This window comes from Aeromonas sp. CU5 (assembly GCF_002586745.1).
Classification (GTDB): Bacteria; Pseudomonadota; Gammaproteobacteria; order Enterobacterales; family Aeromonadaceae; genus Aeromonas; species Aeromonas sobria.
The window spans coordinates 3,696,188-3,722,500 of record NZ_CP023817.1; the positions used below are offsets into that span (position 1 = coordinate 3,696,188).

Sequence of the window (26,313 nt, forward strand, 5' to 3'; positions counted from 1 at the left end):
CTTTGATGACGTGTGAAATGGGGGTCAGCTGCTTTGGCGCTTTTGCAGTTGAAAATCGAGAGCCAGAGCAGTACCGCTCACGGACTCCCCGGCCAGCTGGCGCAGGATCAGCTCGGCGGCCTCCTGCCCCATGTTGCGATAGGGGATCCTGACCGAAGTGAGGGTCGGATAACAGGCCCGCGCCACATCCAGATCGTCGAATCCGGCGATGGCCAGCTTGCCGGGCACAGCGAGATGGCGCCGCTGGCACTCGAACAGCACGCCCGCCGCCAGCTCGTCGTTAACGCAGATCAGCGCGTCCAGCTCGGGCCAGCGCAGCAGAAACTCCCCCAGCATGGTGGCGCCAGTGCTGAAGCTGGGCCGCTCCGAGGTGTTGATAATGGCATCGGGGGAGAGGTAATTGTCGAGCAGCGCCTTCTGCCAGCCCTGCATCCGCTGTTGCAGCATCCACTGCTCCTGACGGGCACAGAGAAAACCGATATTGCGATAACCCCGCTCAATCAGGTGCCGGGTCAGCTGATAACCGGCATCGAAGTTGGAAACCCCCACATTCATGTCGATGGGGCTGCGGGCCATGGCCCCTACTTCCACCACCGGCAGACGAGAAGCTTTCAAGCGGGCCCGGATCGTCTCGCCGAGATCGCCGCCAAACAGCACCACCGCCGCCGGATTGTGCTGCAGGAAGCTGGTCAGCAGGCTCTCTTCCTGCTGCCTCAGGTGCTGGGCATCCCCCAACATGATCTGGTAGCCCTCATCGAGCAGGGTCTGCTGCAGACCGGCGATCATCTCGCCACAACCCGCTTCCGCCAGACTGGGGACGATCACTACGATGGTCTGGGAGGTAGCAGACGCCAGCGCCCCGGCCGCCCGGTTGGGAATGTAGCCGAGCTCTTCCACCGCAGCTTCGATACGCTCGCGCATCTTGTCGGAGACCATCTCGGGGGTACGCAGGGCGCGGGAGACCGTCATGGCTCCCACCCCGGCCAGCTGAGCCACATCATTGAGGGTCACCCGACCCGTGCTACGGCGCTTCTTTGCTTCTGACATCCATCCCATCCTTGACTTGCGGCTGCCCACTTTAAGGCAAAAGTGCGGCACTGACTATTTGCTCAGGGCCGATTCTACCCTCTTTCCCGGATCACGGGGGCAAGATGACTCCCGTTAATGGATGAAGTGATAGCGCTATCACAGTTTCATGTTAGCGCTACCTGATAGCGCTAACTTTCGCGATCACCCTCACAGTTTCCCGGCGACAAGATCGTTAGATTGGCCCCATCTTAACTAGCCGGATCACCACCATGCTGACTCAACTGCTGACCGAGGATGTCATCCGCATCGAACCTGCCGCTCGCGACTGGCGCCACGCCATCGAGCTGGCAACGGCGCCCCTGCTGGCCAATGGCACCATCGAACCCTCCTATGTGGCGGCGCTGTTTCGCTCCCATGAAGAGCTCGGCCCCTACTACGTACTGGGCCCCGGTCTGGCGATGCCGCACGCTCGCCCCGAGGATGGGGTCAACCGGCTGGGTCTGGGGCTGACCGTCATCAAGCAGGGAGTCAACTTTGATTCCGAAGGCAACGACCCGGTCCAGCTATTGGTGACCCTGGCTGCCAGCGACAGCAACTCCCATGTGGAGACCATCGCCCAGCTGGCCGAGCTGTTTATGAATGAAGAGGATGTGGCGGCCATCATTGCGGCCGACACCAAAGACGACATCTTGCGCATTCTGGCGCGCTACTGATCTGCGCCAAGGCGCACCTGACAAAGGAAGAGACGATGAAAATTCTGGTTGTATGCGGTCACGGTCTGGGCACCAGCCTGATGATGGAAATGAGCATCAAGAGCATCCTGAAAGAGCTGGCAGTCACTGCCGAAGTGGATCACCGCGATCTGGCCTCCGCCGGTAGCGAAACCGCCGAGATCTTTGTCGCCACCCGCGACATCGCCGAGCAGCTGCAATCCATGGGCGTCAATGGCCGACTGGTGACCCTCGCCAACATGGTCGACAAGGTCGCCATGAAAGAGCAGCTCTCCACCGCCCTGCGCGAACTGGGCGCCCTCTAAGCATCCTCCATGCGGCCTGCGGGCCGCATCTTCCATTGCCAGGAGCTGACCATGGAATTTTTCAATTTTCTGATGTTTGACGTGCTGTCAGAGCCCGCCGTACTGGTTGGCCTGATTGCACTTATTGGCCTGATAGCCCAGAAAAAACCGGTGACCGAGTGCATCAAGGGCACGGTCAAGACCATCATGGGTTTTGTCATTCTGGGGGCCGGTGCCACCCTGGTGATCAACTCGCTGGGTGACTTCGCCGTCATCTTCCAGCACGCCTTCGGCATCAAAGGGGTCGTGCCCAACAACGAGGCCATCGTCTCCATTGCCCAGACCTCGTTTGGCAAAGAGATGGCGATGATCATGTTCTTCGCCATGTTGGTGAATATCCTGATCGCCCGCCTCACCCCGTGGAAATTCATCTTCCTGACCGGCCACCACACCCTCTTTATGTCGATGATGGTCGCAGTGATCCTCTCCGCCGGTGGCATGAGCGGCATTCCGCTCATCGCGGTGGGCAGCCTGGTGGTTGGTGTCGCCATGGTCTTCTTCCCGGCGATTGCCCAGCCGTTCATGAGGCAGATCACCGGCTCCGATGATGTGGCACTGGGCCACTTCTCCACCTGCTCCTACGTACTCTCCGCCCTGATCGGCGCCAAATTTGGTAACAAGGCCCACAGCTGTGAAGATGTGCAGGTGCCCAAGAGCCTGCTGTTCCTGCGCGACACCCCGGTGGCCATCTCCTTCACCATGGGCATCATCTTCCTGGTGACCGCCGCCTTCGCCGGTCCCGAGTTTGTGACCAGCGTTGCCAAGGGCAAGCACTGGCTGATGTTCTCCCTGATGCAGTCCATCACCTTCGCCGCTGGCGTCTACGTCATCCTGCAGGGTGTGCGGATGGTCATCGCCGAGATCGTGCCGGCCTTCAAGGGGATCTCCGACAAGCTGGTACCGAACGCCAAACCGGCGCTCGACTGCCCCATCGTCTTCCCTTACGCCCCCAACGCCGTGCTGATCGGCTTCCTGTCCAGCTTTGCCGCCGGTCTGGTGGGGATGGCGCTGCTCTACGTGATGGGCCTGACCGTCATCATCCCGGGCGTGGTACCGCACTTCTTCGTCGGCGCGGCCGCCGGGGTATTCGGTAACGCCACCGGTGGTCGTCGTGGTGCCATTCTGGGCTCCTTCGCCAACGGCCTGCTGCTGCTCACCATCCTGCCGGTGTTCCTGCTGCCGGTGCTGGGCGACCTCGGCTTTGCCAACACCACCTTCAGCGACTCCGACTTTGGGGTACTGGGCATCCTGCTGGGGCTGATCGTTCGCTAATCCCGGCCAGAGCCAACAACAAAACGGAGCGCATCGCGCTCCATTTTTTTATGGCTGCCATCTTGTCTGCATGGCCGGGAGTCAGTCGTTTTCCAGCGCGGCGAGGCAATGCGAGAGAGTGCGCGCCAGCGCCCCCTGATTGCGCAGCACCACGGCGCGGGCCTGCTCGCCCATCTCGCGGCGGGCGCTCCCGTCGACAAACAGCTGGCTCACCCGCTCGCCCAGCTCGGCGGCATCGGCCACGATGGCGGCGCCCCCCTGAGCCACCAGCTGACGGGTGATATCGCTGAAGTTGAAGTAGGCGGGGCCAGTCAGGCAGGGCTTGCCGAGCGCCGCTGGCTCCAGCAGATTGTGGCCGCCCACCTTGACCAGACTGCCGCCGACAAAGGCCACATCGGCCGCCGCCAGCATCAGCGGCAGCTCGCCCATGGTATCGCCGAGATAAACCTTATCCTCCGCCCCCATCACGGCGTTACTGGTGCGCCGCACACAGCCGTAAGGGACACACAGCTCGGCCACCCGATCGAACCGCTCGGGATGGCGCGGCACCAGAATCAGCAGCGCAGCGGGATGGCGCTTGAGCAACAGATCGAAGGCGGCCAGCACCTGCTCGTCCTCACCCAGATGGGTGCTGGCGGCAATCCAGACTGGCCGATCCGCCCCCAGCTGCTGACGCAGGGCACGCCCTTTGGCCTGCACCTCGTCACCAAACTGGATATCGAACTTGATGGAGCCGGTCACCGCCAGCCGCTCGCGACCGATGCCAAGGCGAGCGAAGCGGTCGGCGTCATCCTGATGCTGACAGAGCAGATGGGTCAGCGGTCGGCTCAGGGCGTCGAAGGCACCGTGGAAGCGGGCGTAACGCTGACAGGATCGCTCGGAAAGGCGGGCATTGATGATGGTCACCGGCAGATGGCGCGCCTCGCAGGCGGCTAGCCAGTTTGGCCATAGCTCGGTCTCCATCACCCAGAGCGCGCGCGGCTTGAAGGTGTCGAGAAAGGCCGCCACCGCCCAGGGGTAGTCGAGCGGCGCGTAGCGATGCATCACCAGATCCCCCAGCTTGGCGGCCTGCTCAGCGCCGGTGCGAGTGGTGGTGGTGAGCAGGATCGGCAGATCGGGCCGCTCCGCCTTGAGAGCACGAATCAGCGGCGTGATGGCCAGCGTCTCCCCCACGCTCACCGCATGGATCCACAAAGGCGCATCCTGTCCGGTGGCAGGCAGTCGGCCGAGATGCTCGGCCCAGCGCTCGCCAAAACCGGGCTTGCCCTTCTTCGGCTTGTAGAGCGCCAGCAGCGCCAGCGGCAATCCCAGATGGATCAGCAGGTTGTAGAGCAGACGGTAGGGCATCTTACTGACTCTGTTCCAGCTTCTTGCAGGCATCGACCACCTGCTCCGGCGGCAAGTCAATCAGGCACTTGAGGTGGCCGAACTTGCAGGTGCGCTTGAAACAGGGGCGGCACTCGATGTCGGTGTGGACGATCTCGACCCGATCTGCCAGCGGCGGGGTATAGAGCGGCGAGGTGGAGCCATAGACGCCGACCAGTGGCCGGTTGAGGGCGGCGGCGATGTGCATCAGGCCGGAGTCGTTGGAGATGACCCGGCTGGCCAGCGCCATCAGATCGATCGCCTCGTGCAGGCTGGTCTTGCCCGCCAGCACATGGCAGTTGGGGCGGGTCAGCAGATTGACCCGATCCCGGATGGTGTTGCCGACCGGCAGATCCTTGTTGGAGCCGAAGATCCACACCTGCCACCCCTCGTCCAGATGCTGCTGGGCCACCACGGCGTAGTGCCCCTCCGGCCAGCGTTTGGCCGGGCCGAACTCGGCACCGGGACAGAGCACCAGCACCGGGCGAGCGCGATCCAGCCCCAGTCGCTCCAGCGCCTTGCTCTGGTTGATCAGATCGACGTGGAGCGCCGGGTGCGGAATGGTCGGGATATCGGCCCGGCTCTTCATCTGCGCCTTGGGATAGGCGAGCGCCAGATAGGCCTCGACCATCAGCGGGAAGGCAGACTTGTTGCTGCGCAGGTCGTTGAGCAGGCCGTAGCGGCTCTCGCCCTTCCAGCCAGTACGCACCGGAATACTGGCAAACCAGGGGATCAGCGCCGACTTCATGGAGTTGGGCTGGACGATGGCCTGATCGTACTTCTCTGCCGCCAGCTGCTTACCAAGGCGGCGGCGCGCCACCAGCTTGAAGTCACCGTGGCCAAGGGGCATGGTGATCGCCTTGTCCACCTCCGGCATCCGCTCCAGCAGGGCGCAGCACCAGGATGGCGCCATCACGTGCAGCCCACACTCCGGGTGGTTGGCCTTGATTGCCTTGTAGAGACTCTGGGACATCACCATGTCGCCGACCCAGGAGGGGCCGATCACCAATATTTTCATCACGCGTCTTCTCTCGGGACAGGCCCGACTGTTAATCATCACTGGGCGAGATTATGCCCCAAGAATGACTGGATAAATAACAGAAGATCCTTGCCAATCCCCCGAGCCACCTCATTTTTCCAGCGGTGACCTTCTGCCCACCGCGCGAGATTAGGCGCCACATGCAATGGTCGGATAAATAACAGAAGATCCTTGCTTGGCGCTGCCGCCGCCTCATTTTTCCAGCGACGGCATTCTTCCTGCCGAGCGAGATGAAACGCCAGCGAGACAGGCAAACAGCAGGCAGAAACGGGCAATGGCGGCTCTCTCTTTAGCCCGTTTTTCCGTTAGAATGGCCCATCAATACCCATTCGCCCCACCAGCCGGGCAATAACCATGAGCCCAATTTTGTGAAAAAACCGACTCTGGCTGCCGTTCTGATCGTCAAGAATGAAGCCGACAACCTGCGCAAGTGCCTCGCCTCCCTCGACGGACTGGTTGACGAGCTCGTCATTCTGGACTCCGGCAGCCAGGACGAGACACCGGCCATTGCCGCCGAGTTTGGCGCCCGTTTCTTCGTCAACGAGAAGTGGCCGGGCTTTGGCAAGCAGCGCCGACTGGCGCAGTCCCATGTGCAATCCGACTGGGTGTTGTGGCTGGATGCCGACGAGCGGCTCACCCCCGAGCTGAAAACCGCCATCGCCAACGTGATGACCAATCCGGCCAGCGATACCATCTACTCGATCCCGCGCCTTTCCTGGGTGTTTGGCCGCTTTATCCGCCACAGCGGCTGGTATCCGGATCGGGTGCTGCGCCTCTATCCCAAGGCACTCACCAGCTACAACGAAGCGCTGGTACACGAGAAGGTGGAGGTGCGGGCCAACATGAAGATCGTCAATCTCCATGGCGACCTGCTCCACTTCACCTATCGGGATCTGGAGCACTATCTGGTGAAATCCGCCGGTTATGCCCGTGCCTGGGCCGATCAGCGCACCGCTCGCGGCAAGAAGGGCTCCCTCAGTCAGGGGCTGCTCCACGCCGTCGGCTGCTTCCTCAAGATGTACCTGCTAAAAGCCGGTTTCCTCGATGGCAAGCAGGGGCTGCTGCTGGCGATCCTCTCCGCCCACTCCACCTTCGTCAAATACGCCGACCTCTGGGTGCGCCAGCAGCCACAGCAGCCGGAATAACGGCCATACGAAACAGGGCCCCGCGGGGCCCTGTTTGCATTGCTGCATACGTTATTTGCGCCAGAAAGGCGCCGCCCAGCGGGCCATCTCCGGTACCATGGCCTTGGGATCGAGCTGGCTCATATCCTCCGGGTGGTCGCTATCCTCTGGCGGGCTGAAAGCGAGATGACGCCCTTCGCTGTTGAGGGGCTTCCAGCGCAGCGGGGTGGCGGAGCGGCGCATCGGGAAGAAACCTATGGTCGGCACATCCAGCGCGCCGGCGATATGGAGCGGCCCGGTACTGCCTGCCACGAACAACGCCGCGTTGGCCAATACCTGACAGAACATCGGTAGACCATCGCTGGAGCGGTAGATCCAGCCGTTGCCGCCGTGGGCTAACAGCTCGGCAGCCAGCTGTTCGGCGATCTTCTCCTCACCCGGGCCTGCGGTCAGCACGCACTGCAGCTCTGGGCAGGCCTGATTGAGCTTGATGATGATGCGGGCATACTGCTCGATGGAGAGGTTGTTGGCCGAACCGCCGCTGCCGGCGTGCACCATCAGCCAGGGGCGGCTGGCATCGAGCTTGAGCCTGAGCGCCAGCTGTTCCCGCACCTGCAACAGGGTTGCGGAGTTGAACTGCAGAAAAGGCGTCTGGGGCTCCACCACGGCCACCTGCTGATCGGTCAGGAAACGGCGGATCAACTCCAGGTTGTACTCAGACTCCGGCTTCTGGGAGCGGGAGCGGCGCTGCACCAGTCGCTGGTTGTAGAGCACCTGCGCCAGCTTGGTCGCCGGGGCCAGCCGGTAGGGAATGTGTGCCTTCCATACCAGCATGGCGTTGCGGGAGTTGGAGAAGAGGCAGATGGACGCGTCGAACGCCGCTGCCTTGACTCGCGCCAGCAGCGCACGCTGTTGCTCCTTGTCGGCACCGACGCCCGGATCGATGATCACCTCGTCAATCCAGGGGCAGAGCCGGGCCAGCGGCGCCGTGTAGGCAGGAACCAGCGCCGTCACATGACACGCCATGGATCCTTTGAGCATGGCGAAGCTCGGCCATGCCAGCATGAAGTCACCAATCTTGTCATTGCGAACGACCAGAATACGTTTCATAAAAATCCCTTTGCTCCCTGTCACCACTGCAAGGAGGCTTGATGCGCGATGGGCGTATTCTTGCCTGATGCAGGGCTATTCTCAAGCGAAGAGACCTGCTGACATGGATTAAAACCGCCAAAATGTACCTCAGACAGCGCGCAGTGAATAAATTCTGAGGCGTCAGCTGTCGCGATAACAGCCAAATCCCCCCTATAATGCGACCAAATTTACAGGCTGCAGGACTGCAAACATGACTACCAGGGTAATTTATCCCGGGACATTTGATCCCGTGACCAATGGCCACGCTGACCTGATCGGCCGCGCCGCCAAGCTGTTTGACGAGGTGGTGGTCGGCGTTGCCAACAGCCCGAGCAAGCGCCCGCTGTTCGATCTGGCAGAGCGGGTCCAGCTTGTCCAGCAAGTGACCAGCCAGCTGCCTAACGTCAAGGTGGTGGGCTTCTCCGGCCTGCTGGTCGATTTCGCCAAGGAGCATCAGGCCAATGTGCTGATCCGCGGCCTGCGCGCCGTCTCCGACTTCGAGTACGAGTTCCAGCTGGCCAACATGAACCGCCGCCTGATGCCGGAGCTGGAGAGCGTCTTCCTCACCCCGGCGGAAGAGAACTCCTTTATCTCCTCCACCCTGGTGAAAGAGGTGGCGCTGCACGGCGGTGATATCCGCCAGTTTGTCGATCCCGTGGTGGCCAAGGCCATCGCCGCCAAGCAGAAAGGGTAAAAACTCTCCCCGGCTGGCAACAACGAACAAGGGCTACCCGTGGGTAGCCCTTGTTGCATTGGCCTCGTTATGGAGACTTCAGCCTGCTTGCCGGTTACTGGCGGGCAAACCACGCGGTCATCCCCTGCACCAACAGATCGAGCCACTCGTAGCGGCGCCGGTACATGGCCCGCTTCTTGGAGGCGATCTCCTCCAGCGGCTTGCGCGGCTGCGCTTGCAGGGCGACGAAGTTGGCGTCCACATCCCGGGCGTCGAACTCCTGCCACAGCTCGTCATAATCAGCCTGCAGGTTGGCTTTCTGCTTGCTGCTGTAGCGCTTGGCCTGGAACACGTGGGCCCGCTTGCGCACCGCCAGCACCTCTGCCGCCCCCATGCTCTGCGCCAGTTGCAGCACCAGCTGTACCAGTAGGGATTTGGGCCGCAGGCCGTGTCCCTCTTTGGTCAGCTCGCGCACCCGATCCTGAGCATTGTCGACCGCAGGCTCCGGCCCCTGCATGGAGCCGATCATCAGAATCAAACGCTCCGCACTGCCCGCCAGCGAAAAGGCGCAGCTGTAGAGGCGCTGCCCCTCGCCGTTGGCGATGGAGAGCGCCAGCTCGGCCTCGCGGCGGAAGGTGCCGTCATGGCGCAGCAGGATCCGGCAGCCGCTCTGGGGATAGTGCCCCAGCTCAATCCCCTCGCCCAGATAGAGCGGATCGATCAGCTGCGGGTAACACTCGAGGAGCAACCGATAGTGAGCTTCCAGCATCTCGGCCCGTTGACGCGCGCTGGCACAGGCGAAGCGGTAAGGACGCATCGGCTTGTCGAGCAGCTCGGGGTAGATGGCTGGCAGCGCCTTGAGCGACTCGCACTGAAACAGGCTGAAGACCCGGCTCAGCGACTTGCGATAGAGCAGGCTGCGCAGCACGAACTTGCCACGATTGAAGGTTTTTCGGTCACATCCCTCGGGGTAGAGGAAGCGGGCCATGGATTTTGCGCAATAGCGCTCCTGCCGGGATAAATATTCCCAGTCTATTGATTTAACTGTCATTTTTATATTCTCAAACCGCCTGAACGGTCGGGATATTAGTGACAGCTGTGCAAATCTTCAACAGCGTGGCAATACGCTGTTACAACTTCCCCCGGATCGGAGCAAAAAGTGCGCTCAGCGCTGGCAATGACTGCAAAAAACGGTGGTGCGCTGGCCCATTCTGATCTCGGTCAGCAGGGTGTGACAGTGGAAACAGGGCTGACCGCCACGGCCATAGACCTGCAACTGCTGCACGAAATAGCCCGGCTTGCCATCGACACTGGTGAAATCCTTGAGGGTAGTGCCCCCCTGACGAATGGCCTCGGCCAACACTCGCTTGATCTCGGCCACCAGGGTTCCCAGCCGCTCACCACTGATATTGCCCGCCGCCCGTTTGGGGTGAATGCCAGCGGCATAGAGCGCCTCATTGGCGTAGATGTTGCCCACCCCGACCACCACCTGATTGTCCATCAGGAACTGCTTGATGGCGGTGCTGCGCCCCTTGGCACGCTCGCGCAGATAGTCAGCGCTAAAGGCATCAGTCAGCGGCTCGGGCCCCAGCTTGGCCAGCAGCGCGTGGGCTTCGGCCGGTTCACGGGTCCACAGCAGGGCGCCGAAGCGGCGCGGATCGTTGAGCCGCAGCAGCTTGCCATTCTCCAGCTCGATATCCACGTGGTCGTGCTTCTCGGCCGGGGTGCCGATATCCAGCACACGCAGGCTGCCAGACATCCCCAGATGAAGGATGGCGGTGCCGAAATCGGTCTCCAGCAGCAGGTATTTGGCACGGCGACGCACCCGATGGATGGTGAGGTCCACCAGCTCCTGAATTTCACCGGGGATCGGCCAACGCAGGCGGCCATCCCGCACCACCACGCGCGTCACCTTGATGCCGGTGAGCCAGGGGGAGATCCCCTGACGGCTGACTTCAACTTCTGGCAATTCAGGCATTGGAACCTCGCAAGGAAAAGGAACTCAGGGAGCAGGACGCAACAGATCGCGATACTGCTCGGCAGTGAGGGAGAGCCAGAGACCGGATGGCAGTTGGGCGCCATATTGACCGCTGTTCTGATAGAGGCCAATCTCGACCGGATCGTTCTGGCCGGCCAGCCATACCTTGATGGTCACCGGCGTACCACGCACCGCCTCGCCGGGGGGCAGTAACCAGCTCTGCCAACGGGCCAGACGGGCAGCCAGCTGCTCACTGTTGAGCCCCAGCTCCGCCCCACTGCGCCAGCCCTGGCCGATCCGTTCAACCTGCCAGCTCGGCCCCTGCCAGGTGAGCACCACGGCCGCATCAGGCAGCAAGGGGCGCGCCCGCTTGGCGCTGTTCTCCTGCTGGGCACTCTCCATCCGGTGCAACAGGGTGATCACGATCAGCACCACCACGATGATCACGTTATTCCAGCCTTTGCGGCTCAATTTGAACATGACAATCCTCCTTTCGCTCCGGCAGTGTACTGAATTCCGCCCATAAAAAAACCCGGCACGAAGCCGGGTTTTTGGGAATGCAGCATCAAGTAATTACTTGATTTTGCCTTCCTTGTAGATCACATGCTGACGAATAACGGGATCAAACTTTTTGATCTCCATTTTTTCGGGCATGGTGCGCTTGTTCTTGGTAGTGGTATAGAAGTGACCAGTACCGGCGCTGGAGTTCAGACGAATCTTATCGCGAATACCTTTAGCCATGATCTAATTCCTTATACCTTAACACCGCTGGCGCGCAGTTCAGCCAGAACCACTTCAACGCCACGCTTGTCGATAATACGCATGCCTTTTGCGGATACGCGCAGGCTTACGAAGCGTTTTTCACCCTCAACCCAAAAACGGTGAGTGTGCAGGTTCGGCAGGAAACGACGCTTGGTAGCGTTGTTTGCGTGCGAACGGTTGTTACCAACGGCCGGACGCTTGCCGGTTACTTGACATACTCTAGACATGTCCGTCTCTCCAAATCTTACTTCAATTGCTCGAGCAAATGTCTGCCCCGCTGGCCTTCGATTGCGGGGCAAACAGAAGGCGGCATTTTATACAGCATCCATGATCAAAGATCAACTAATACGGAGCCGGAGCACAGTCATAACCAACCGCGCTCGGCAAACGAAACCGTGATGCCATCACCGATCACCAAGTGATCCAGCACTCTAATATCGATCAGGGCCAAGGCGGCCGTGATCCGATCCGTGATCTGGCGGTCGGCCCTGCTGGGCTCGGCGACGCCGGACGGGTGATTATGCGCCAGAATCACCGCAGCTGCATTATGTTTGAGCGCGATCTGCACGATTTCTCTGGGCCAGACGCTGGCCGAATCGATTGTGCCGTAAAAAAGCTCAACAAATTGAATGACTCTGTGCTGGTTATCGAGCAATAACAGCGCAAATACCTCTCGCGGCCGATCTCGCAACTGAGCCTGCAGATAATCCCGGGTTAGCTGGGGTGAGCTGAGGGCATCGCCCCGTTGCAGCTGTTCGGCCAGATGACGTCTGGCCATCTCCAACACCGCCTGCAACTGGGCATATTTGGCAGGGCCCAAGCCGTGTGCCTCGCAGAATGCCCGCTGATCCGCCCCCAGCAAACTGCGCAAAGAACCGAATTGATTCAACAGGTTGCGCGATAGATCCACCGCACTCAGGCCATTAACGCCAGTGCGCAAAAAGATCGCGAGCAGCTCGGCATCGGAGAGCGCAGCGGGCCCCTGACGCAGCAGCTTCTCTCTGGGTCGTTCATCCTCCGGCCACTCCTTAATGCTCATTTGTCTCTCCCTCATCCCTGTTGAGAGAAAACATAGCAAAAAAATTGCGCGCACCCGACCACACCCCTTGATGCCAACCCCTGTCGTCATCCATTGCCTGTGGTATCTTAGCCGACCAGTCAAAGTGAGCCGGATAGAGAAACAGCAGATGAGATTGGCCGATAAACGCATCCTGTTGGGTGTCAGTGGCGGGATCGCCGCCTACAAGAGTGCCGAGCTGGTACGTCGCCTGAAAGATCAGGGGGCCGAAGTTCGAGTGGTGATGACCCGCTCCGCCAAAGAGTTCATCACCCCGCTGACCCTGCAGGCGGTCTCCGGTCATCCGGTGGCCTACAGCCTGCTGGATCCCTCTGCCGAAGCAGGCATGGGTCATATCGAGCTGGCCAAATGGGCCGATCTGATACTGATCGCCCCCGCCAGCGCCAACCTGATGGCACGGATGGCCGCCGGCATGGCCGACGAATTACTGACCACCCTCTGTCTGGCGACCCCGGCACCCATCGCGCTGGCGCCCGCCATGAACCAGCAGATGTATCTCAACGCCGCGACCCAGGCCAACCTCAAGACCCTGGCCAGCCGCGGCATTCTACTGTGGGGGCCGGATGCCGGCAGCCAGGCCTGTGGCGACGTGGGCCCCGGCCGGATGCTGGATCCCCTCGATCTGGTGGATCGCTGCTGTCAGCAGCTGGCCGCCGAGCCGTTGCTGGCGGGCGTCAAGCTGCTGTTGACCGCCGGGCCGACCCGCGAGGCACTGGATCCGGTGCGCTACATCAGCAACCACAGCTCCGGCAAGATGGGCTTTGCCATCGCCCGTGCCGCTCGTGAAGCGGGTGCCGAGGTGACGCTGGTGAGCGGGCCGGTGACGCTGGCAACCCCTGCAGGCATTACCCGTGTCGATGTGGAGAGCGCCGAGCAGATGCATCAGGCGGTGATGAGCCGGGTCGGCGAGTGTGACCTCTTCATCGGCTGCGCCGCGGTGGCCGACTATCGCCCCGAGCAGGTGGCCAGTCAGAAGATCAAGAAGACCGGCGACAACGACCAGATGGTGGTGAAGCTGGTGAAGAATCCCGACATCATCGCGGCCGTTGGTGCCCTGGCAGACAAACCCTTCACCGTCGGATTTGCCGCCGAAACCGTGGATGTGGAACAATACGCCCTCGACAAGTTGCAGCGTAAGCGGCTGAACATGATCGCCGCCAACGATGTGTCCCGCGAGGGGCAGGGCTTCAACGCCGATGACAACGCCCTGACCGTTTTCTGGCAAGGGGGCCAGGCCCCGCTGCCGCTGGCCGACAAGCTGACGCTGGCACGTCACCTGATCGCCCTGATTGCGCGCCACTACCAGCGCTGAGCGTCCCGATAACGCAAGACTCATGACGCCCCGCCTTGCCGTACCAAGAGGGGCGCCGACACAAGATCCAACTGAACAAGCGATTCATGACAACACAAATTGAACTGAAGATTCTGGATGCCCGTATCGGTACCGAGTACCCGCTGCCCGCCTACGCCACACCGGGCTCTGCCGGTATGGACCTGCGCGCCCTGCTGGATGCGCCGCTGACCCTGGCCCCTGGCGATACCACGCTAGTGCCGACCGGTCTGGCCATTCATATTCAGGATCCGGCTCTGTGTGCCACCATCCTGCCCCGCTCCGGCCTCGGCCATAAGCACGGCATCGTGCTGGGCAACCTGGTCGGTCTGGTCGATTCCGATTACCAGGGCCAGCTGATGGTCTCGGTATGGAACCGTGGCAAAGATGAGTTCACCATGCAGCCCGGCGAGCGCATCGCCCAGCTGGTGATCATGCCGGTGGTTCAGGCCAGCTTCCAACTGGTCGATGAGTTCAATCAGAGCGAACGGGGTGAAGGCGGTTTTGGTTCTTCTGGTCGTCAATAACAGACCACACCAGCCCTTTGGGCGGTGTCTAATAATAGAACCAAGCCATTGTTTTTTTAGGGGAATCCATGGCAAGCAGTAATCAGAAACAGAGTCGGCGCGATCAGATCCTGCAAGCGCTCGCCCATATGCTGGAAACCAGTCCGGGGCAGCGCATCACCACGGCACGTCTGGCGGCCGAGGTCGGCGTATCTGAAGCAGCCCTCTATCGGCATTTTCCCAGCAAGGCGCGGATGTTCGAGGGGCTGATCGACTTTATCGAGGATTCCCTGCTGTCACGGGTCAATCTGATCATGGCGGAAGAGAAGGACACCATGGCGCGCTGCCACCACATCCTTCAGCTGCTGCTGGTGTTTGCCGAGCGCAATCCCGGCATCACCCGCATCCTCAACGGCGACGCCCTGCTGGGGGAACACGATCGGCTGCGGGATCGCATCAGTATCCTGTTCGACAAGCTGGAGACCCAGCTCAAACAGGTGCTGCGGGAGAAGCGGCTGCGCGAGGGTCAGGGCTTCCAGCTCGACGAGACCATGCTGGCCAATCTGCTGCTGGCCTACACCGAAGGCCGCATCAGTCAGTTTGTCCGCTCCGAGTTCAAGCTCAAGCCGACCGCCGGTTTCGAGGATCAGTGGCAATTTATCCGCAGCCAGTTGCTGCAGAGCTGATGGTTTTTTAGCGACATTCGGCAAAAAAGCAGGGAGGCCTTGGCCTCCCTTCTTTTTTGTGTCAGCTTTTTATGGCAAAAAAGAAGTACCAGATGCGACCCGGACTGTCGCGCTGCGGTGTTAGATTTATCCACCATAAACCTTTTAGAACCTGACAGGACATCCTATGGAACCCGAAATCATTACCGAAGCGCAGACCTGGCTGGTCAATAATCAGGGACTGCTGATCGAGTACGGCGTCAATATCGCCGCCGCCCTGCTGACCCTGCTGGTCGGCTATATCGCCGCCAACCTGCTCAGCGGTGGCGTGGTCAAAGTGATGCAAACCCGCAAGCTCGACATCACCATCACTCACTTCGTCGGCAGCATCCTCAAGTACGCCATCCTGGTGTTCGTGGTGATCGCCGCGCTGGGCCGGGTCGGGGTACAGACCGCCTCCTTCGTCGCTATTATCGGTGCCGCCGGTCTGGCCATCGGTCTGGCGCTGCAGGGCTCGCTCTCCAACTTCGCCGCTGGCTTCCTGCTGATCATCTTCCGCCCCATCAAGGCGGGTGAGTTTATCGAAGTGGCGGGCACTGCGGGTGTGGTGCAGTCCGTGCAGCTCTTTACCACTACCCTCACCTCCGCTGACAACAAGATGGTGGTAGTGCCCAACTCCGCCATTCTGAACGGCACCATCGTCAACTACTCACGGATGGATACCCGCCGCGTTGACATGACCTTCGGCATTGGCTACGGCTCTGACCTGCGCAAGGCCAAGCAGATCCTCGAGCGGCTGGTGAATGAAGAGCCGCGCATCCTGAAAGATCCGGCTGCCACCATCGCCGTCGCCGCACTGGCCGACTCCTCAGTTAATATCGTGGTACGCCCCTGGGTGAAAACCGCTGATTACTGGGGTGTCTGGTTCGACTTCCACGAGAAGGTGAAACTGGCCTTTGATGCCGAAGGCGTCGAGATCCCCTTCCCGCAGATGGTGATGCACATGCAAAAACCGCAGGCGTGATCGCGGATCTGCTGCAATACACAATGCCAGCCTTCGGGCTGGCATTGTCGTTTCTGACCCCGGCCCATGGCCATTGCAATGCATAACCAAGCCAACCGGATGAAAACAATTTCAGGCCATCGGGGTGGCCCCAATCATGAGCAAGCGCAAGATCCGCCTTGCTTTAGTGACTCATAATCCCAATGTTCTGGTTGTATGCTCCCGACAGTGACCCATTGCGGTAAAAGACAATCGGTAAAAATCTGTTACACGGGCCGCCCGATCGGCTCGCTATAATGCTCGGATAATAAGGTTTGGCGGGACCTTGCCTGCAAGGTTCAAACACAACTTGGCATTTCAGGAATCCTATGAAAAATATCAATCCAACCCAAACCCAGGCCTGGCAGGCACTGGCAGCCCACTTTGCAGCAAACAAAGAGACACAACTCAAGGATCTGTTCGCGCAGGACCCGAAGCGCTTTGACAAGTTTTCCCTCACCTTCGGCGGCGACATTCTGGTTGATTACTCAAAGAACCTGATCACCGAAGATACCCTCAAGTTGCTGGTTGATCTGGCCAAAGAGACCGATCTTCGCAGCGCGATCGATGCCATGTTCAATGGCGAGAAGATCAACATGACCGAAGGCCGCTCGGTACTGCACGTGGCCCTGCGCAACCGCTCCGACCGCCCCGTCGAGTGCGACGGCAAGGATGTGATGCCGGAAGTGAACGCCGTACTGGCCAAGATGAAGGGCTTCTGCGAGAAGGTAATCGGAGGTGAGTGGAAAGGCTACACCGGCAAGGCGATCCAGCACGTGGTCAACATCGGGATCGGTGGCTCTGATCTCGGCCCGGTAATGATTACCGAAGCACTGCGCCCCTACAAAAACCACCTGCAGATGCACTTCGTCTCCAACGTCGATGGCACCCACATCGCCGAGACCCTGAAGAAGATCGATCCGGAAACCACCCTGTTCCTGGTGGCCTCCAAGACCTTCACCACTCAGGAGACCATGACCAACGCCCTGACCGCCCGCGACTGGTTCATCAACATCGCCGGTGACAAGGCCCACGTTGCCAAGCACTTCGCTGCGCTCTCCACCAACGGCAAGGCCGTGGCCGAGTTCGGTATCGACACCAACAACATGTTCGAGTTCTGGGACTGGGTTGGCGGCCGCTACTCCTCCTGGTCTGCCATCGGCATGCCTATCGCCCTGTCGGTCGGTTTCGAACACTTCGAAGCCCTGCTGCAAGGTGCCTTCGAGATGGACATGCACTTCGCCACTGCCTCCTATGAGCAGAACGTGCCGGTGCTGCTGGCGCTGATTGGCCTGTGGTACAACAACTTCTACGGTGCCGAGTCCGAAGCCATTCTGCCGTACGACCAGTACATGCACCGCTTCCCTGCCTACTTCCAGCAGGGCAACATGGAATCCAACGGCAAGTACGTGGATCGCAACGGCAAGCCGGTTGACTACCAGACTGGCCCCATCATCTGGGGTGAGCCGGGCACCAACGGCCAGCACGCCTTCTACCAGCTGATCCATCAGGGCACCAAGCTGATCCCCTGTGACTTCCTGGCGCCAGCCATCAGCCACAACCCGATCGGTGACCACCACCCGAAACTGCTGGCCAACTTCTTCGCCCAGACCGAGGCGCTGGCCTTCGGCAAGAGCAAAGAACAGGTCGAAGCCGAGTTCCTGGCTGCTGGCAAAACCCTGGAGCAGGTCAAGGATCTGGTGCCGTTCAAGGTGTTCGAAGGCAACCGCCCGACCAACTCCATCCTGTTCAAGAGCCTGACTCCGAAAACCCTGGGTGCCCTGATCGCCATGTACGAACACAAGATCTTCGTACAGGGCGCAATCTGGAACATCTTCTCCTTCGACCAGTGGGGCGTGGAGCTGGGCAAACAGCTGGCCAACAAGATCCTGCCAGAGCTCAACACCGCCGAGGCTGTCACCAGCCACGACTGCTCCACCAACGGTCTGATCAACACCTGGAAAGCGTGGAAAGCCTGATTTATCCGGCCTTTCTGAATGCAAAAGCCCCGCTCATCTGAGCGGGGCTTTTTATTTTTCACCCTTCTCCCACTGGGAGAAGGGCTGGGGATGAGGGGGCATTAACCACCAACAGCGATGCGTTTCATGTCCTTCATGTAACCGCGCAGTACCTGACCGATCTTCTCGCATCAGGCATGGTTGCGGGTCATACCTGATTAACCGCCAACGGCGATGCGCTTCATGTCCTTCATGTAACCGCGCAGCACCTGACCAATCTTCTCGATCGGATGGTTGCGGGTCGCCTCGTTGGCAGCCAGCAGCGCCAGGTTATCCACGCTCTGCCCTTCCGCCTTGCTGGCACCCAGATCGCCCGCTTTCAGGGTCGGCATGAAGTGCTGACGCAGCAACGGCACAGCAGCGTTGGCGAACAGGTAGTTACCGTACTCGGCGGTATCGGAGATGACCACGTTCATCTCGTACAGACGCTTACGAGCAACTGTGTTGGCGATCAGCGGCAGCTCGTGCAGGGATTCGTAGTAGGCGGACTCCTCGTAGATACCGGAAGCCACCATGGTTTCGAACGCCAGCTCGACACCCGCCTTGACCATGGCCACCATCACCACGCCATGGTCGAAGTACTCCTGCTCGGCAATTTTGCCAGCGAACGCCGGGGCGTTTTCGAAGGCAGACTTGCCGGTCTCTTCACGCCAGGTGAACAGTTTGACGTCATCTTCGGCCCAGTCGGCCATCATGCCGCGAGAAAACTCACCGGCGATGATGTCGTCCATGTGCTTCTCGAACAGCGGGCGCATCAGGGTACGCAGTTGCTCGGAGAGCTCGAAGGCGCGCAGTTTCGCTGGGTTGGAGAGTCGGTCCATCATCAGGCTGATGCCACCCTGCTTCAGGGCTTCGGTGATGGTCTCCCAACCGAACTGGATCAACTTGCCGGCATAGGCCTTGTCGGTTCCTTCAGCAACCAGCTTGTCGTAGCAGAGCAGGGAACCGGCCTGCAGCATGCCGCAGAGGATAGTCTGCTCGCCCATCAGATCAGATTTCACTTCCGCCACGAAGGAGGATTCCAGCACCCCGGCACGGTCGCCGCCGGTGGCAGAGGCCCACGCCTTGGCGATGGCCATACCTTCGCCCTTGGGATCGTTCTCCGGGTGGACGGCAAGCAGAGTCGGCACACCGAAACCGCGCTTGTACTCTTCACGCACTTCGGTACCCGGGCACTTCGGCGCTACCATGACGACAGTGATGTCGGCGCGGATCTGCTGACCCTCTTCCACCACGTTGAAGCCGTGGGAGTAGCCCAGCGCGGCGCCCTGTTTCATCAGCGGCATCACGGTTTTCACGACGTCGGAGTGCTGCTTGTCCGGGGTCAGGTTCAACACCAGATCGGCGCTCGGGATCAGCTCTTCATAGGTGCCGACCGCGAAGCCGTTGTCGGTGGCCTTCTGCCAAGAAGCGCGCTTCTCGGTGATGGCGGCCTTGCGCAGGGCGTAGGAGATATCCAGCCCGGAGTCACGCATGTTCAGACCCTGGTTCAGCCCCTGGGCACCACAGCCCACAATCACCACCTTCTTGCCCTTCAGCACGTCGCAACCGTCGGCGAATTCCGCTCGCTGCATGAAACGACACTTGCCCAGTTGGGCCAACTGCTGACGCAGGTTCAAGGTGTTGAAATAGTTAGCCATGGTGATTGCTCCGTTCGATTGATTCCATGCCGGGTAGCGGCGTTGTCTGAACCACTATAGCGCGGGACACTTATTGCCTGAACTGATATATTCGAAACAGTATGTTGCAAGAATTGAAAGATGATTCTTGGCAGTTTCACCCCATGTGACTCCCCATTTCAGCAAAATTGCAGCTGACTTATCCGGGGAGGCGGTTGCCAGAGCCGAACGGTTCGGCATGAATCTATGCCCTGACTGCAGCAGGAAGTGATCAATGGACCTTCGCAATCTCGAGCTGTTTCTCCACCTCGCCGACTCCCTTCATTTCGGCAAGAGCGCCGATGCAATGGCGGTCAGCCCCTCGACCCTGAGCCGCGCCATCCAGCGACTGGAACAGGAGACCGGCTGCGTGCTGTTCGAAAGGGACAACCGCTCGGTGCGGCTCACCCCTGCCGGCGAGAAGCTGCGGGAGTTTGGCGGCGGCCTGTTGCAGGAGTGGCGTCAGCTCAAGCAGGAGCTCAAACGCAGCGACGAACCGCTGCAGGGGCGGCTACGAGTGTTCTGCTCGGTCACTGCCAGCTACTTTCTGCTGCCCGAAGTGCTGGAGCGCTTTCGCCGCCGCTACCCCCAGCTGGAGATCAAGCTGGAGACCGGCGACCCGGCGCTGGCGGTGGACAAGATCCTGGCCGATGAAGCCGATCTCGCCATCGCCGCCCGTCCCGATGCCCTGCCCGCCAAGCTGGAATTTGCCAGCCTGCAGCTGGTGCCGTTGGTCTTTATCGCGCCGCGCAACGCCCCCCAGCTGAACCAGTGGTTCCGCCAGGGGGAGCCGGACTGGGAGCAACTGCCGGTTATCCTCTCCGAGCAGGGCTTGGCCCGCAAACGCAGCGATCAGTGGTTTCGCAACAAGGGGATAGCCCCCTACATCTACGCCGAAGTGGCGGGTAACGAGGGGATCGTCGCCATGGTGGCGCTCGGCTGTGGTGTGGGGCTGGTACCGGCGGCGGTGATCGACCACAGCCCGCTCGGCGACAAGGTGCGGATCATCGACCTCAAGCCCGCCTTCAAGCCATTTGATGTGGGGATCGGGGTACTCAAGAAGCGGCTGGAGGAACCGCTGATCCGTGCCTTCTGGGATACCGCGCAGAATCAGGGGTCACTGCGCTGAAATAGGCTGATAGCGGTCGCGATAGGCCGCAGTTAGATGGCAGAGGGGTGAAAATTACGGGCGCGGATAGGCTGCTCGGTTGCCGATGCGCCAGCCAGCGCCTCCACGGTGCCCTCTCTGAAAGATGTGTGAGCGCTCTCGTGTCAAATCTCGTGTCAGAAATGACAATAGGCAAACCCGACAGGTCATCGCAGACTGGGCGTTCATCAACAAACGCCAAGGCGCAGGGAGGAGAGCCATGAAACAGCATCTGGTAGAGATCAAGGGTTCAACCCTGTTTGACGAGTATCTGCAAAGCATGGGGTGCCCAGCACGGCGCTGGACCGGGAGCAGGATATCTATCTGCAGGAACGCCACCTCGGCGCCATTCGTCGGGTGCAAGGCGAACTACGCTTTTATCTGCGGGCCAATGCCCTGAACAAACGGTGATCAGGATCCGGTCACAGAACCCGCAGCAAAGGCGTATTAGACTGGTATCTTCCCCCTTTTGTCGGGAGTGCCCATGAACGCAAGCGGTCTGGATCGGCTGTTCAAACCCCAATCAATCGCCGTGATCGGCGCCTCGACCGACCCGCTCAAGGCAGGTCATGTGATCGTGCGCCACCTGCTGGCGGGCCAGTTCAAAGGGCCCATCCTTCCTGTCACCCCGCGCAATAAGGCCATCGCCGGCGTGCTGGCCTATCCCGATATCGCCAGCCTGCCGCTGACCCCGGATCTCGCCATCATCTGCACAAGGCGGGAGCGGGTCTTGCCACTGCTGGAAGCGCTCGGCCAAAAAGGCACGGGAGCGGCCATCATACTGGCCGCCGACTTTTCCCCCGAGGAGCGACTGGAGCTGAAACGGGTCTGCCAGCAATATGGCATTCGCCTGCTCGGCCCCAACAGCATGGGGATGCTGCTGCCCGGCCAGGGGATCAACGCCAGCTTTTCACCCATTGCCGCCAAACCGGGACAGGTCGCCTTTCTGTCGCAATCCGCCGCCGTCAGCACCACCATTCTGGATTGGGCCAAACAGCATGAGCTGGGCTTCTCCGCCTTCATCTCCCTGGGTGATCACTGCGACATCGACTTCGGCCAGCTGCTGGATCAGCTCTCCCGCGACAGCGTCACCCGCGCCATCTTGATCTACATGGACAAGCTGCACGACGCCCGCCACTTTCTCTCGGCGGCGCGGGCAGCCTCGCGCAACAAGCCGATCCTGGTGCTTAAAAGCGGGCGCCACGATCCGGCCCACGGTCTCGACAATGTCTATGATGCCGCCATCCGTCGCGCCGGCATGCTGCGGGTACGGGATACCCACGAACTGTTTGCCGCGGTGGAAACCCTCAGCCACTCCATGACCCTCAAGGGAGAGCGACTCGCCATCATCTCCAACGGCCGCGGACTGGCCAATATGGCGGTGGATGTGCTGCTGGAGCGGGGCGGCAAGCTGGCTCGCCCGCCACTCGATATCGGCAGCGATGCCACCATCACCACCTATCAGGAGGCACTGGACAACGTGTTGCAGGAAGATGGCATCGACGCCATCCTGATCATCCACGCCCCCTCGCTCACGGCACCGAGCGCGCCGCTGGCCAGCCATCTTATTGCCCATCTGAAACAGCATCCCAGAGCGCGCCGTTTCAACATCCTCACCAACTGGGCGGGCGAATACTCGGCGCAGGAGGGGCGCAAACTCTTTACCGAAGCGGGCATCCCGACCTACCGCACGCCGGAAAGCGCCATGGCCGCCTTCATGCACATGGTGGAATACCGCCGCAACCAGAAGCAGTTGATGGAGACACCGGCATCCCTGCATGGCAACCAGCTCAATGTAGATCTGTGCCAGCAGCTGATCCGCCAAGCGCAGGAGCGCAAACAGCTAAGATTGGATACCCATCTGGTGCACCCGATTTTACAAGCCGCCGGTCTCTCGACCCTGCCAACCTGGATCGTCACCGACGCTATCGAGGCGACCCTCACTGCCGAGCAGATCGGCTATCCGGTGGCGGTAAAACTGCGCTCGCCCGATATCCTGCACAAGTCTGCCGTACACGGGGTAGTGCTCAACCTGCGCACCTCGGCCGAAGTGGCGCAAGCGGCAGATGCCATTCTGGATCGGGTCAGACAACATGATCCGGGCGCCCGTATCGAAGGCTTGCTGGTGCAGCGGATGGCTCGCCGCAGCGGCGGCCTGGAGTTACGGGTACGTATCCAGCAAGACGCCATCTTTGGCCCCGTCATCCTACTGGGCGAGTCGGGCGCCGAACCGCAGGAGATGGTCGCAGCGCTACCGCCGCTCAATCAGGCGCTAGCTCGTTACCAGATCATCGGTGCACTCAAAAGCCGCAAAATCCGTGAACAGGCCACGCCGGAGCGACTGGATATCGATGCCCTCAGTCAGGTGCTCTGCCAGCTCTCCGAGCTATTGCTCGCCTTTCCGGAGATTCAGGAGCTGGACCTGCACCCGCTACAAGCGTGCGGTGCCGAAATGGTGGTACTGGATGCCAGCCTTACGCTGGCTGACCCCGCCATCCCGACCAGCAACCGACTGGCGATCCGCCCCTATCCAACCGAACTGGAGGAGGGAGCATGGCTTAAAGATCAGCGCCATATCCTGCTGCGCCCGATCCGGCCGGAAGATGAACCTGCTCACAAGCAGTTCGTTCTGCAAGTCTCTGATGAAGACAGGTACAAGCGCTTCTTTGCCGACGTGGGCGAACTCGGCCATGAAGAGCTGGCTCGCATGACCCAGATCGATTACGACCGAGAGATGGCCTTTGTGGCGGTCGGGCAGGATGGCGAACTGCAGGATCAGATCCTCGGTGTGGTTCGCGCTATCTCGACCCCAGACCTGAGCGATGCCGAGTTTGCCATTCTGGTGCGATCGGACTTGAAAGGGGTGGGCCTCGGCAAATTGATGATGGAAAAGATCATCCGTTATGCCAAAGAGCAGGGGATTGGCCAGTTATCCGGCATGACCATGCCCAGCAATCGAGGCATGGTCAACCTCGCCAAGCGGCTTGGCTTCAAGATCGATGTCCAGATGGAGGATGGGGTGGTCAATATGGAACTTCTCTGTAGCCAACAGGCGGCAGAAGTCTAATTTGGTCGACCATAGCCTCACTCAAGTGGTTGATAATCGACCGAAAAGGGCCGGAATATAGATAAAAAATGGCGGGAATGACAGGTTTTTTAGCCCTATTCCGACAGGTAAACGCCAAGCATTGACTGTTTAACACACTAAAAATGACAAAGCCCGGTCGAGAGACCGGGCTTTGGTGCTCACTCTGGTGTGCAAACATGGGCTTCAATGGGCAAAATCCGTCCATAGCAAAAAGGCCTTCCCAATCGGGAAGGCCTTTAAAATTAGTGGCGGAGCGGACGGGACTCGAACCCGCGACCCCCGGCGTGACAGGCCGGTATTCTAACCAACTGAACTACCGCTCCGCTATTTGGTTAGCTTTTCGCTAAATCTTTTGCCGCTTATCAGAGGTGTCATCCTCTCGGCCAATGATGTGATTCTTCACATCACTGTTTAATTGGGTGCCTGGCAGTGTCCTACTCTCGCATGGCGAATGCCACACTACCATCGGCGCTACCGCGTTTCACTTCTGAGTTCGGCATGGGATCAGGTGGTTCCACGGCGCTATGGCCGCCAGGCAAATTAATTCAATCTGAGAAAGCTGACGTGAGTAATGATGTCGCTCATGGCTTCATCACTATCACTGAATTAGTTAGTAGTTCACTTGGTATTTGCTACAAGTCTCAGAACACTTCTTGGGTGTTGTATGGTTAAGCCTCACGGGTAATTAGTATGGGTTAGCTCAACACGTCGCCGCGCTTACACACCCCACCTATCAACGTTGTGGTCTCCAACGGCCCTTTAGGACCCTCAAGGGGTCAGGGATGACTCATCTCAGGGCTCGCTTCCCGCTTAGATGCTTTCAGCGGTTATCGATTCCGAACTTAGCTACCGGGCAGTGCCACTGGCGTGACAACCCGAACACCAGAGGTTCGTTCACTCCGGTCCTCTCGTACTAGGAGCAACTCCCTTCAATCATCCAACGCCCACGGCAGATAGGGACCGAACTGTCTCACGACGTTCTGAACCCAGCTCGCGTACCACTTTAAATGGCGAACAGCCATACCCTTGGGACCGACTTCAGCCCCAGGATGTGATGAGCCGACATCGAGGTGCCAAACACCGCCGTCGATATGAACTCTTGGGCGGTATCAGCCTGTTATCCCCGGAGTACCTTTTATCCGTTGAGCGATGGCCCTTCCATTCAGAACCACCGGATCACTATGACCTACTTTCGTACCTGCTCGACCTGTCCGTCTCGCAGTTAAGCTGGCTTATGCCATTGCACTAACCTCCTGATGTCCGACCAGGATTAGCCAACCTTCGTGCTCCTCCGTTACTCTTTGGGAGGAGACCGCCCCAGTCAAACTACCCACCAGGCACTGTCCGCGAGCCCGATTCAGGGCCCTGCGTTAGAACATCAAACATACAAGGGTGGTATTTCAAGGACGGCTCCACGACAACTAGCGTTATCGCTTCAAAGCCTCCCACCTATCCTACACATGTAGGTTCAATGTTCAGTGCCAAGCTGTAGTAAAGGTTCACGGGGTCTTTCCGTCTAGCCGCGGGTACACCGCATCTTCACGGCGAATTCGATTTCACTGAGTCTCGGGTGGAGACAGCATGGCCATGGTTACACCATTCGTGCAGGTCGGAACTTACCCGACAAGGAATTTCGCTACCTTAGGACCGTTATAGTTACGGCCGCCGTTTACCGGGGCTTCGATCAAGAGCTTCGCTTGCGCTAACCCCATCAATTAACCTTCCGGCACCGGGCAGGTGTCACACCCTATACGTCCACTTTCGTGTTTGCAGAGTGCTGTGTTTTTGATAAACAGTCCCAGCCATCTGGTCACTGCGACTCCCAACTGCTCCATCCGCAAGGGACTTCACTGTCAAGAGCGAACCTTCTCCCGAAGTTACGGTTCTATTTTGCCTAGTTCCTTCACCCGAGTTCTCTCAAGCGCCTTGGTATTCTCTACCCGACCACCTGTGTCGGTTTGGGGTACGATGACTTGTAATCTGAAGCTTAGAGGCTTTTCCTGGAAGCATGGCATCAATGGCTTCCGCACCGTAGTGCGTTCGTCTCGTGTCTCAGCGTTGTATCTCCGGATTTGCCTAGAAATACCGCCTACGCACTTTCACCAGGACAACCGTCGCCTGGCCCACCTAGCCTTCTCCGTCCCCCCATCGCAATTACAAGTCGTGCAGGAATATTAACCTGCTTCCCATCGATTACGCCTTTCGGCCTCACCTTAGGGGTCGACTCACCCTGCCCCGATTAACGTTGGACAGGAACCCTTGGTCTTCCGGCGAGGAGGTTTTTCACCCCCTTTATCGTTACTTACGTCAGCATTCGCACTTCTGATATCTCC

23 protein-coding genes, 1 tRNA gene, 2 rRNA genes and 1 pseudogene (1 of these 27 running past the window's edge) are annotated in these 26,313 nt (G+C 59.9%); 13 read left to right on the forward strand and 14 right to left on the reverse strand.

The window, feature by feature from the left end:
* Nucleotides 1–24: 24 nt before the first annotated feature.
* Nucleotides 25–1,047, reverse strand: coding sequence for a LacI family DNA-binding transcriptional regulator (locus tag CK911_RS16600; protein WP_098971340.1), 1,023 nt, complete (start codon nucleotides 1,045–1,047; stop codon nucleotides 25–27).
* A gap of 251 nt (nucleotides 1,048–1,298) precedes the next feature.
* On the opposite strand from CK911_RS16600, the gene CK911_RS16605 reads away from it, so the two are divergent.
* From CK911_RS16605 to CK911_RS16615, 3 genes are read left to right on the forward strand one after another with little or no spacing between them, the layout of a single operon-like run.
* On the forward strand, nucleotides 1,299–1,742 hold the full coding sequence (locus CK911_RS16605; RefSeq protein ID WP_042022661.1) for a PTS sugar transporter subunit IIA: 444 nt from the start codon (nucleotides 1,299–1,301) through the stop codon (nucleotides 1,740–1,742).
* 35 nt (nucleotides 1,743–1,777) lie between these two features.
* Nucleotides 1,778–2,065 carry a PTS sugar transporter subunit IIB gene (locus CK911_RS16610; RefSeq protein WP_042022659.1) on the forward strand — a complete coding sequence of 96 codons (288 nt, stop codon included), beginning with the start codon at nucleotides 1,778–1,780 and terminating at the stop codon, nucleotides 2,063–2,065.
* A 51-nt stretch (nucleotides 2,066–2,116) separates the two neighbouring features.
* The gene (locus CK911_RS16615; RefSeq protein ID WP_068979334.1) at nucleotides 2,117–3,376 is read left to right on the forward strand and encodes a PTS ascorbate transporter subunit IIC; all 1,260 of its coding nucleotides are present in this window, start codon (nucleotides 2,117–2,119) and stop codon (nucleotides 3,374–3,376) included.
* A gap of 81 nt (nucleotides 3,377–3,457) precedes the next feature.
* Here the strand turns inward: CK911_RS16615 and waaA are convergent, their stop codons facing one another.
* The gene (gene waaA, locus CK911_RS16620) at nucleotides 3,458–4,723 is read right to left on the reverse strand and encodes a lipid IV(A) 3-deoxy-D-manno-octulosonic acid transferase (RefSeq protein WP_098971342.1); all 1,266 of its coding nucleotides are present in this window, start codon (nucleotides 4,721–4,723) and stop codon (nucleotides 3,458–3,460) included.
* A gap of 1 nt (nucleotide 4,724) precedes the next feature.
* Complete coding sequence (gene waaF / locus CK911_RS16625; protein ID WP_098971344.1) at nucleotides 4,725–5,759, reverse strand: lipopolysaccharide heptosyltransferase II; 1,035 nt, start codon at nucleotides 5,757–5,759, stop codon at nucleotides 4,725–4,727.
* Nucleotides 5,760–6,148: 389 nt separating this feature from the next.
* Here waaF and CK911_RS16630 point away from each other — a divergent pair, with 389 nt between their 5' ends.
* A complete protein-coding gene (locus CK911_RS16630) occupies nucleotides 6,149–6,925 on the forward strand; it encodes a glycosyltransferase family 2 protein (protein WP_098971346.1) in 777 nt (258 codons plus the stop codon).
* A 51-nt stretch (nucleotides 6,926–6,976) separates the two neighbouring features.
* Here the strand turns inward: CK911_RS16630 and CK911_RS16635 are convergent, their stop codons facing one another.
* Nucleotides 6,977–8,014 carry a glycosyltransferase family 9 protein gene (locus CK911_RS16635; protein ID WP_098971348.1) on the reverse strand — a complete coding sequence of 346 codons (1,038 nt, stop codon included), beginning with the start codon at nucleotides 8,012–8,014 and terminating at the stop codon, nucleotides 6,977–6,979.
* Between the two features lie 232 nt (nucleotides 8,015–8,246).
* Here CK911_RS16635 and coaD point away from each other — a divergent pair, with 232 nt between their 5' ends.
* Nucleotides 8,247–8,729, forward strand: a complete 483-nt coding sequence (gene coaD / locus CK911_RS16640; RefSeq protein ID WP_042022649.1) for a pantetheine-phosphate adenylyltransferase — start codon at nucleotides 8,247–8,249, stop codon at nucleotides 8,727–8,729.
* A 94-nt stretch (nucleotides 8,730–8,823) separates the two neighbouring features.
* On the opposite strand, the gene CK911_RS16645 is transcribed toward coaD, so the two are convergent.
* From CK911_RS16645 to radC, 6 genes are all read right to left on the reverse strand, one after another.
* A complete protein-coding gene (locus CK911_RS16645) occupies nucleotides 8,824–9,759 on the reverse strand; it encodes a VirK/YbjX family protein (protein ID WP_098971350.1) in 936 nt (311 codons plus the stop codon).
* A gap of 114 nt (nucleotides 9,760–9,873) precedes the next feature.
* Nucleotides 9,874–10,686 carry a bifunctional DNA-formamidopyrimidine glycosylase/DNA-(apurinic or apyrimidinic site) lyase gene (gene mutM / locus CK911_RS16650; protein WP_098971352.1) on the reverse strand — a complete coding sequence of 271 codons (813 nt, stop codon included), beginning with the start codon at nucleotides 10,684–10,686 and terminating at the stop codon, nucleotides 9,874–9,876.
* Between the two features lie 24 nt (nucleotides 10,687–10,710).
* Nucleotides 10,711–11,166: a hypothetical protein gene (locus CK911_RS16655; RefSeq protein WP_098971354.1), complete on the reverse strand. Its 456-nt coding sequence runs from the start codon at nucleotides 11,164–11,166 to the stop codon at nucleotides 10,711–10,713.
* Nucleotides 11,167–11,259: 93 nt separating this feature from the next.
* Nucleotides 11,260–11,427, reverse strand: coding sequence for a 50S ribosomal protein L33 (gene rpmG, locus CK911_RS16660; RefSeq protein WP_005323752.1), 168 nt, complete (start codon nucleotides 11,425–11,427; stop codon nucleotides 11,260–11,262).
* A gap of 11 nt (nucleotides 11,428–11,438) precedes the next feature.
* A complete protein-coding gene (rpmB, locus tag CK911_RS16665) occupies nucleotides 11,439–11,675 on the reverse strand; it encodes a 50S ribosomal protein L28 (RefSeq protein ID WP_005321271.1) in 237 nt (78 codons plus the stop codon).
* 137 nt (nucleotides 11,676–11,812) lie between these two features.
* A complete protein-coding gene (radC, locus tag CK911_RS16670; RefSeq protein ID WP_068979342.1) occupies nucleotides 11,813–12,487 on the reverse strand; it encodes a DNA repair protein RadC in 675 nt (224 codons plus the stop codon).
* 148 nt (nucleotides 12,488–12,635) lie between these two features.
* Here radC and coaBC point away from each other — a divergent pair, with 148 nt between their 5' ends.
* From coaBC to pgi, 5 genes are all read left to right on the forward strand, one after another.
* Nucleotides 12,636–13,838: a bifunctional phosphopantothenoylcysteine decarboxylase/phosphopantothenate--cysteine ligase CoaBC gene (coaBC, locus tag CK911_RS16675; RefSeq protein ID WP_098971356.1), complete on the forward strand. Its 1,203-nt coding sequence runs from the start codon at nucleotides 12,636–12,638 to the stop codon at nucleotides 13,836–13,838.
* An 86-nt stretch (nucleotides 13,839–13,924) separates the two neighbouring features.
* On the forward strand, nucleotides 13,925–14,383 hold the full coding sequence (gene dut / locus CK911_RS16680) for a dUTP diphosphatase (protein WP_033113594.1): 459 nt from the start codon (nucleotides 13,925–13,927) through the stop codon (nucleotides 14,381–14,383).
* Nucleotides 14,384–14,451: 68 nt separating this feature from the next.
* Nucleotides 14,452–15,048, forward strand: a complete 597-nt coding sequence (gene slmA, locus CK911_RS16685; RefSeq protein ID WP_033113593.1) for a nucleoid occlusion factor SlmA — start codon at nucleotides 14,452–14,454, stop codon at nucleotides 15,046–15,048.
* Nucleotides 15,049–15,214: 166 nt separating this feature from the next.
* Complete coding sequence (locus tag CK911_RS16690; RefSeq protein ID WP_042022635.1) at nucleotides 15,215–16,051, forward strand: mechanosensitive ion channel domain-containing protein; 837 nt, start codon at nucleotides 15,215–15,217, stop codon at nucleotides 16,049–16,051.
* A gap of 347 nt (nucleotides 16,052–16,398) precedes the next feature.
* Nucleotides 16,399–18,048, forward strand: coding sequence for a glucose-6-phosphate isomerase (pgi, locus tag CK911_RS16695; RefSeq protein ID WP_098971358.1), 1,650 nt, complete (start codon nucleotides 16,399–16,401; stop codon nucleotides 18,046–18,048).
* Between the two features lie 197 nt (nucleotides 18,049–18,245).
* On the opposite strand, the gene ilvC is transcribed toward pgi, so the two are convergent.
* Nucleotides 18,246–19,727 (reverse strand): ketol-acid reductoisomerase, encoded by a 1,482-nt coding sequence (gene ilvC, locus CK911_RS16700; protein WP_098971360.1) that lies wholly within the window; start codon nucleotides 19,725–19,727, stop codon nucleotides 18,246–18,248.
* 253 nt (nucleotides 19,728–19,980) lie between these two features.
* On the opposite strand from ilvC, the gene ilvY reads away from it, so the two are divergent.
* The 3 genes and pseudogenes from ilvY (at nucleotide 19,981) to CK911_RS16715 (ending at nucleotide 23,959) form a co-directional block, all read left to right on the forward strand.
* Nucleotides 19,981–20,874 (forward strand): HTH-type transcriptional activator IlvY, encoded by an 894-nt coding sequence (gene ilvY, locus CK911_RS16705; RefSeq protein WP_098971362.1) that lies wholly within the window; start codon nucleotides 19,981–19,983, stop codon nucleotides 20,872–20,874.
* A 238-nt stretch (nucleotides 20,875–21,112) separates the two neighbouring features.
* Nucleotides 21,113–21,303, forward strand: a pseudogene (locus tag CK911_RS16710) (hypothetical protein).
* A gap of 73 nt (nucleotides 21,304–21,376) precedes the next feature.
* Complete coding sequence (locus CK911_RS16715) at nucleotides 21,377–23,959, forward strand: bifunctional acetate--CoA ligase family protein/GNAT family N-acetyltransferase (RefSeq protein WP_098971365.1); 2,583 nt, start codon at nucleotides 21,377–21,379, stop codon at nucleotides 23,957–23,959.
* A gap of 267 nt (nucleotides 23,960–24,226) precedes the next feature.
* On the opposite strand, the gene CK911_RS16720 is transcribed toward CK911_RS16715, so the two are convergent.
* From CK911_RS16720 to CK911_RS16730, 3 genes are all read right to left on the reverse strand, one after another.
* A tRNA-Asp gene (locus CK911_RS16720) sits at nucleotides 24,227–24,303 on the reverse strand.
* Between the two features lie 98 nt (nucleotides 24,304–24,401).
* Nucleotides 24,402–24,516: ribosomal RNA gene (gene rrf, locus CK911_RS16725) — 5S ribosomal RNA — on the reverse strand.
* 128 nt (nucleotides 24,517–24,644) lie between these two features.
* Nucleotides 24,645–26,313: ribosomal RNA gene (locus CK911_RS16730) — 23S ribosomal RNA — on the reverse strand (it continues 1,221 nt past the right edge of the window).